The sequence below is a fragment of the Xanthomonas sp. WHRI 7945 genome (assembly GCF_035026585.1).
The window spans coordinates 1-6,856 of the sequence record NZ_JAYIQP010000044.1 but is presented as its reverse complement, the minus strand read 5'-3'; the positions used below and the strand labels follow the sequence as shown (position 1 = coordinate 6,856).

5 protein-coding genes are annotated in these 6,856 nt (G+C 69.0%); 2 read left to right on the top strand and 3 right to left on the bottom strand.

Going from position 1 to position 6,856, the window contains the following annotated elements; all coding sequences use genetic code 11:
- Nucleotides 1–172: 172 nt before the first annotated feature.
- From VDQ83_RS18535 to VDQ83_RS18525, 3 genes are all read right to left on the bottom strand, one after another.
- Nucleotides 173–1,063 carry a type II toxin-antitoxin system RelE/ParE family toxin gene (locus VDQ83_RS18535; RefSeq protein ID WP_455436006.1) on the bottom strand — a complete coding sequence of 297 codons (891 nt, stop codon included), beginning with the start codon at nucleotides 1,061–1,063 and terminating at the stop codon, nucleotides 173–175.
- A 345-nt stretch (nucleotides 1,064–1,408) separates the two neighbouring features.
- Complete coding sequence (locus VDQ83_RS18530) at nucleotides 1,409–2,581, bottom strand: epoxide hydrolase family protein (RefSeq protein ID WP_455436005.1); 1,173 nt, start codon at nucleotides 2,579–2,581, stop codon at nucleotides 1,409–1,411.
- A gap of 160 nt (nucleotides 2,582–2,741) precedes the next feature.
- On the bottom strand, nucleotides 2,742–3,713 hold the full coding sequence (locus tag VDQ83_RS18525; protein ID WP_455436007.1) for an ATP-grasp fold amidoligase family protein: 972 nt from the start codon (nucleotides 3,711–3,713) through the stop codon (nucleotides 2,742–2,744).
- Between the two features lie 569 nt (nucleotides 3,714–4,282).
- On the opposite strand from VDQ83_RS18525, the gene VDQ83_RS18520 reads away from it, so the two are divergent.
- A complete protein-coding gene (locus tag VDQ83_RS18520) occupies nucleotides 4,283–5,668 on the top strand; it encodes an MFS transporter (RefSeq protein WP_455436004.1) in 1,386 nt (461 codons plus the stop codon).
- Nucleotides 5,669–5,843: 175 nt separating this feature from the next.
- Nucleotides 5,844–6,398: a YdeI/OmpD-associated family protein gene (locus VDQ83_RS18515; protein ID WP_455436003.1), complete on the top strand. Its 555-nt coding sequence runs from the start codon at nucleotides 5,844–5,846 to the stop codon at nucleotides 6,396–6,398.
- Nucleotides 6,399–6,856: the final 458 nt, after the last annotated feature.

Sequence of the window (6,856 nt, the reverse complement as noted above, 5' to 3'; positions counted from 1 at the left end):
AGAAGGTGCCCCGCAGGGGCGGATGAGGGTGCGGGCGGAGCCTCGTGCAGCCAACTCCGCGAGACGCTTTCGCGCCGTACCCTCACCCCAACCCCTCTCCCGAGGGGAGAGGGGCTTTGGCTGGTCGCGCCAGACCCTTTCCCAATTCCTCTCACGGGGAGGAGTTGGCCAATTATTTGTACGGCCCCGGGCCGCGCCACACCAGTTCGCCCTGCTTGTAGACCTGCAGCATGGTGATGACCTCGCGGGCGTCGCCAATGGCTTTCAGTTCTGGGGAATCCGGGGGCAGTGCGCGGCATTTGCCGGAACCGCGCTTCATCGCGATCTCCAGCGGGCAGGCCATGCGGTACTGGGTGCCGGGCAGCAGGATGAAGAATTCCTTCATGCCCTGGTCCATCCAGGCGCGCAGCAGGGTTTCGCTGCGCAGGTCGTAATAGACCAGGTAGCCGCCCAGTTCCATGCTGGGGCCGGCGTCGCTGGGGTCGCCACGACGGCCGCCGCGGCCGCCGCCGTCGCGGACCAGCCCGGCTTCGTTGGGGCCGAGGTCCTGGTCGATCGCGCCTGGCGGTCGCCCGGTCCAGGTCTCGCGGCGCTGGGTCGGTTCGGGTGCGCTGGCGGCGGCCTGGGCCTGCTGCTGCGCGGCGGGGTCCGGTTGCGGCGGCGCCGGCTGCTCGGCGGGCGTGGGCGCAGGCGGTGCCGGCGTGCTGGCCGTGGCGGCTGGATCGGGCGGCGGCACGGGGTGGTCGGACTGTGCGACCAGCGTGGACTGCACCGGCGAGGTAGCGCGCCGTTTCTTGGCCGCCACTGGCTTCTGCGCGGGGGTGGGCGAGGGCGGCGTCTTGGCCGGATGCACCGGCTGGCGCGTGGCGCCGATGAAATCCACCTTGGTCCGGCCGCCGCTGGCGGCGCCTTGCGGGGTGGTCATGGTGGGCGGGTCGGCCAGCAGCAACAGCAGCAGCATCAGCAGGTGCAGCACGGCGCTGACGAGCGCGGCAATCCAGGGCTCCAGGCGTTCGCCCCAGGATTTGGTCCGGGGGTCCGCGCGATGCGACGCGTTGCTCATGCCGCCGCGGCTGCGTCGGGAGTGCGGGCCTTCATGGGGGGTCTGCAGGGTGCGGCCGGTGGGGGCGCCATCGTAACGCGTGCGAGGCTCCGTTCATTTGTCGGGCCGCAGCACGCTTAGGCGCTGTTAGTGCTGGCGGAACGCCATCGTCCGGCCGGGCCGCGCCGAGGTGCGCACGGCGCGGCGCCATCGACCGGCTTGATGGCCGATCTCCACTGCCAAATGACTGGCCCGGATGCGTTTGGCCTTGGAACCGCAGGTTGGCCTCGCGGCGGGATCTCGATCGGCTGCCAGGACGGCGACGGTGGCGCGTCTGCTTCGACCGCATCGCCACACGACCAGGCCTCAGCGCCCGCGCAAGGGACGGAAGAACGCACGAATGTCCTCGGCCAGTTCAGCGGGGCGTTCCAGAGCGGCGAAGTGGCCGCCGGCGAACATCTGCGTCCAGCGTTGCACCCGAAACACGCGCTCCACGTAGCGGCGCGGCGGCGTGGGCAGCTCCTTGGGAAACCGTGCGAAGCCGAGCGGCGGCAGCACCCGCTCGCCGTGCGCGAAGTGCAGCGGCGCCAGGCGGTTTTCCTTGTACATGCGCAGCGACGCATCGATGGCGTTGCCGAACCAGTACAGCGAGATGTCGGTGAGCAGCGTATCCAGCGGCACCACGCGTTCCAGGTCGCCGTTGCAGTCGCTCCAGCTGCGGAACTTCTCGGCGATCCAGCCGGCAAGGCCGATCGGCGAGTCGGTCAGCGCGAACGCCAGGGTTTGCGGCTTGGTGGCCTGCAGCGCGGCATAGGCGCCCTCGGCCGCGGAAAACGCCGCCGCGCGGTCGAGGTGTGCCTGCTCCTCGGGCGCCAGCGGGTCGTCTTCTGCGGTGAGCGGCGGGCGGTAGCTGCCGGGGATGTAGTTGAGATGCAGGCCGACCACGTCCTGCGGATGTAGATAGCCCAGCCAGGTGCAGACACCGGCGCCGATGTCGCCGCCCTGTATGCCGAAGCGCGCATAGCCCAGCCGCTGCATCAGCGTTCGCCACAACTGGGCGACGGTGCGCGAACTGGTTCCCGCCCGTGGCGGCGCCGCGGAGAAGCCGAATCCCGGCAGCGACGGCACCACCACGTCAAACGCGTCCTCGGCCGCAGCGCCATGCCGCTCGGGATCGGTCAGCATCGGCAGGATCCGCTCGAACTCGGCGAACGACCCCGGCCAGCCATGCGTCAGCAGCAGCGGCAACGGCGCCGGGCCTTGGGCGCGCTGGTGAACGAAGTGCAGGTCGTAGCCGTCGATCTCGGTTCTGAAGTGCGCCATCCGGTTCAGCCGCGCTTCCTGTTCCGGCCACGAGAAACGATGCTGCCAATGCTCGGCCAGCCGCCGCAGGAAGGCCAGGCTGGTGCCGTCCTCCCACGCCGTATCGTCCAGCGGCATCGGCCAGCGCGCTGTGCGTAGCCGGCGCTGCAGGTCCTCGATCTGCTCGGTCGGCACGGCGATGCGGAAGGGGCGGGGCGCGGGGTCGAAAGAGGTCACGCGGGTGTCCTGTCGATGCTTGCGACGGCATTAGATCAAATCGCCGCTGGCATCGGCTCTGTCGACGCCGGTTCTTGGCTTGTCGCCATGCGCTTTTCACGCCTTGCGCAGGCCGATGGGCCGACGTCGCGCGATCGCAACGGACGTGTCGGCCTTCGCGCTACTGGTTCGGGCCGATGGCCATGACCGGTTTGCGCCAGAGCGCGGAGAACGTCGGTTTCTCCGGCGCGCGCGGCTGCACCCACATGTCGCCCATGATCCGGTCCAGCCCACGATCCAATCCGGTCACCAGTCCCGCACCCGGGGTGAAGGTGAGTTCGCCGAAATAGATCCGGCCCTCCTGGATGTACCAGTCCACGCGCACGTAATCGAAGTCGACGGCGAGGGTCTTGCTGAGTTCCAGCGCCTCCTGCAGCAGCGCCTGTCCGCACGGCGGCGCCTGCCCCGCGTCGCGGATGCGGTGGTGCGGTTCGTGCAGGTTGTTGACGAAGAAGGTCATCGCCAGCGGCGGCTGCGAGCGGTTGTAGATCACCTGCAGGACGTACTGGAAGCTGCCGTCGGGCTGCTTGAACATGTGGAACTTGTAGTCCACCGGCGCCTGGGTGCCGTCGCCGATGTACTGCTCCACCAGGATGCACGGCGGGATGCCGCGGTAATGGATCTCGCGCACCACCTTGGAGTAGTCGGTCTGCAGCCAGCGCGAGCAGCTGTCGAGCAGGGCCTGTTTGCGGCGGTCGTCCGGCTCGTCGAGCAGTATCTCCACCATGCCCGCGCCATGGTTGGGCTTGATGACGGTGTGCACCCAGCGCGGGAAGGTCAGCAGCGAGGTGGGATCGGTGGTGCTGAACAGCAGCGGGATCAGGTAGCGGTCGCCGATGCGGGCGGCGACGTAGTCGCGCACGGCGATCTTGTCGGTCAGCCGTCGATAGGTTTCGTGGTCGCCATACACCGACTTGCGGTACAGCACCTTCTCGTTGAAGCAGACCGGCGCGTGCAGGTTCGGCCAGCGGCCGAAGGTATCGAGGAAGTAGAGGCGCTCCTGCCAGCGCCACGGCAGCCGGGTGACGAAGACGTGGGCGGTGCGCCTGAGCTTGCGCTTGAGGCCGAGCGGCCGCCTGGGAAGCGCCGTCAGCGGCCCGGTGAGCCGGAATCCCGATTTGTCCGTAAATGCGGCCACGTCACTATCCATATGCCGACTCCGTCGCGAAAAGGAGAGGAAAATATGATATTCGTCACATGAACGAAGTGAAATGGCGCGATTCTGAGTGCGGTCAGCTGCCTGAATTGGCTGTCTGTCCCAGCCCCTCGCAGGCGCGGTGCCGTCCGGACGGTTGTCAGCGGCCTCGGATGCTGCTTTACCTGTTCAGGGAGTGCCTTGTTCGCGCTCCGCGGGCTGGCCGTGTTCGCGGCGCCGGCCGGGAGTTGGGAGCCAAGTCTGGAGTCGTAGCGCCCCGCGAACTGCCCGACGTGGAACGTCGGCTGTGCCCGCGTTGCAAGCGATCGCGGCACGCGGGATGTGCCTGCGCTGGTGGCCGGAGCGCCAACCGCTGTGCCGCACGGGCGGGACACTGCTGTGCGGAGCGCATCGCTGCAGCGCAGGTCACCGCACGCGATTCCGCCGCGGCGTGCCGGCCGCCGCGACATGACCCATACGAACGCTGCCTATACTCCCAGGCTTGTCCACCCTGCAGGTCCCACCGCATGAGCGCATCCCCAACGCCCACGGTCGTCTCCGGTTCCGGTTCCGGCGCCGCTCCCGGCAGCCTTCGCCGCTCGGTGTCCAACACGCTCAAGGGCTCGGCCGGCAACCTGGTCGAGTGGTACGACGTCTACGTCTATTCGGTCTTCGCCACCTATTTCGAATCGCAGTTCTTCTCCAAGGAGGACAAGAACGCGACGATGTTCGTGTGGGCGATCTTCGCCATGACCTTCCTGATGCGGCCGATCGGCGCCTGGTACTTCGGCCGCTTCGCCGACCGCTACGGCCGCCGGCTGGCGCTGACCATCTCGGTGTCGCTGATGGCGCTGTGCTCGTTCGTCATCGCGGTCACCCCGACCGTGGCGACGATCGGCATCGCCGCGCCGATCGTGCTGCTGCTGGCGCGGCTGCTGCAGGGTTTCGCCACCGGCGGCGAGTACGGCACCAGCGCCACCTACATGTCAGAGGCGGCGATCCCGGGCCGGCGCGGCTTCCTGTCCTCGTTCCACTACGTCACCCTGGTGGGCGGCCACGTGCTGGCGCAGGCCACGTTGCTGGTGATGCTGCATTTCTTCGACAAGGGCTGGGTGTCCGAGTGGGGCTGGCGCCTGGCCTTCGGCCTGGGCGGCATCGGCGCGCTGGTGGTGTTCTGGCTGCGCCGCACGATGGACGAGTCGCTGGGTTCCGACGCCATCGCCGAGGCCAAGAAAGGCGGCGCCCGCTCGGCCGGCTCGCTGCATGAGCTGTTCGTGCGCCAGTGGCGGCCGCTGCTGCTGTGCTTCCTGGTCACCGCGGGCGGCACCATCGCCTTTTACACCTATTCGGTGACCGGGCCGAAGATGATCCAGACCGCGTTCGCCGGCAACGACGTGATGGCCGGCACCATCATCAACCTGGTCGCGCTGACCGTGCTGATGCTGATGCAGCCGGTCGGCGGCTGGCTGTCGGACATCGTCGGGCGCAAGACCCTGCTGGTGTTCTTCGGCATCGGCGGCGTGCTCTACACCTGGTTCCTGGTGCTGGAGCTGCCCAAGCAGACCGACTGGCTGGCCGCGTTCGCGATCCTGACCGGCGGCTTCGTGATCCTGACCGGCTACACCTCGATCAACGCAGTGGTGAAGGCTGAGCTGTTCCCCACCCATATCCGCGCGCTGGGCGTGGGCCTGGGCTATGCGCTGGCGAACTCGGCCTTCGGCGGCACCGCACCGCTGCTGTACCAGGCCTCGTTGAAGACCGGCCACGTGACCACCTTCGTCTGGTACGCCACGGCGGTGATCGCGGTGTCGCTGGTGGTCTACATGTTCTTCCTGACCAACAAGGGCGCGAACTGGCTGGACGACGAGCGCGCGATGCACGAGCGCAAGCTGGCGCGAGCGGCTCGCAACTGACGGGGCGCCGGGCGGGCGTGGCCAGGCCGCGCCCGTCCCGCTTCCAGGTAGGCCGAGGCCGCCTGGCCGGTGCACCGTGGTCGTGTCCTTGGCGGGCTGACCGGGCTGACCGGGCTGCCCGAGGCCTCGACGCCATGCGGCCAACCACCGAGTCCGCCGGTGCTATCGTCATGGCATGAGCAAGGTCACCGTCACCGCCACGATCCGCTTTGAGACGAAGCTGCTGCAGCCGGCGACGCCGCCGGGTGCGCCCTGGGCATTCCTGCTGCTGCCGGCGCAGGCGAGCGCGAAACTGCCGGCGCGCGGCATGGTGACCGTGGACGGCACGCTCGCCGGCCATCCGTTCCAGGCCACACTGGCGCCCGACGGGCAGGGCAGCCACTGGCTCAAGGTGGACGAGGCCCTGCAACAAGCGGCCGGGATCGCCGCGGGCGACACGGTCGCGCTGGAGATCGCGCCGGTGGCGGTGGAACCGGAACCGGCGGTGCCGCCGGACCTGCGCCAGGCCCTGGCCGCCCATCCGGCGGCGCATGCGCAGTGGGACGACCTCACCGCGGTGGCGCGGCGCGACTGGATCTTCTGGATCACCTCGGGCAAGAAGGCCGAGACGCGGACCAAGCGCATCGCCACCGCCTGCGACATGCTCGCCTCCGGCAAGCGCCGCGCCTGCTGCTTCGACCGCTCGGGCATCTACAGCAAGGGTCTTGCCGCGCCGGAAGCGGCCGACTAGCGAGGCGCGCGTGGCCCTGGCTGGCCGCGGCTGTCGTGCACTGCGGGAAGTCTTGCGACCGCCTTCGAGTTTCAGCCCCGACCGTCTCCGTCGCCTGAAGCCTCGCCGCTGCGCCCGTCGCGGCTGAAGCCGCTCCTACAGTGCACCCGGCCGGCCGATCGCAACTCCCTGTAGGAGCGGCTTCAGCCGCGACCTGGTCCCGGCGTCATTCGACCGGCGGCTCCACTCGTCGCGACTGAAGTCGCTCCCACAGGAGCTTGCGGAAGGCCGGCTGGGTGCACTGTGGGAGGGGCTTCAGCCCCGACGCGACCGATCATCAGTCCCGCGGCTTCCCTCGTCGCGACTGAAGTGGCTCCCACAGCGGCTTGCGGAAGGTCGGCCGGGTGCACTGTGGGAGGGGCTTCAGCCCCGACGCGACCGATCATCAGTCCCGCGGCTTCCCTCGTCGCGACTGAAGT

Excerpts from the sequence above, each read along its gene's own strand:
- VDQ83_RS18535 (WP_455436006.1), bottom strand. The coding sequence starts at position 1,063 with ATGAGCAACGCGTCGCATCGCGCGGACCCCCGGACCAAATCCTGGGGC.
- VDQ83_RS18520 (WP_455436004.1), top strand. The coding sequence starts at position 4,283 with ATGAGCGCATCCCCAACGCCCACGGTCGTCTCCGGTTCCGGTTCCGGC.
- VDQ83_RS18515 (WP_455436003.1), top strand. The coding sequence starts at position 5,844 with ATGAGCAAGGTCACCGTCACCGCCACGATCCGCTTTGAGACGAAGCTG.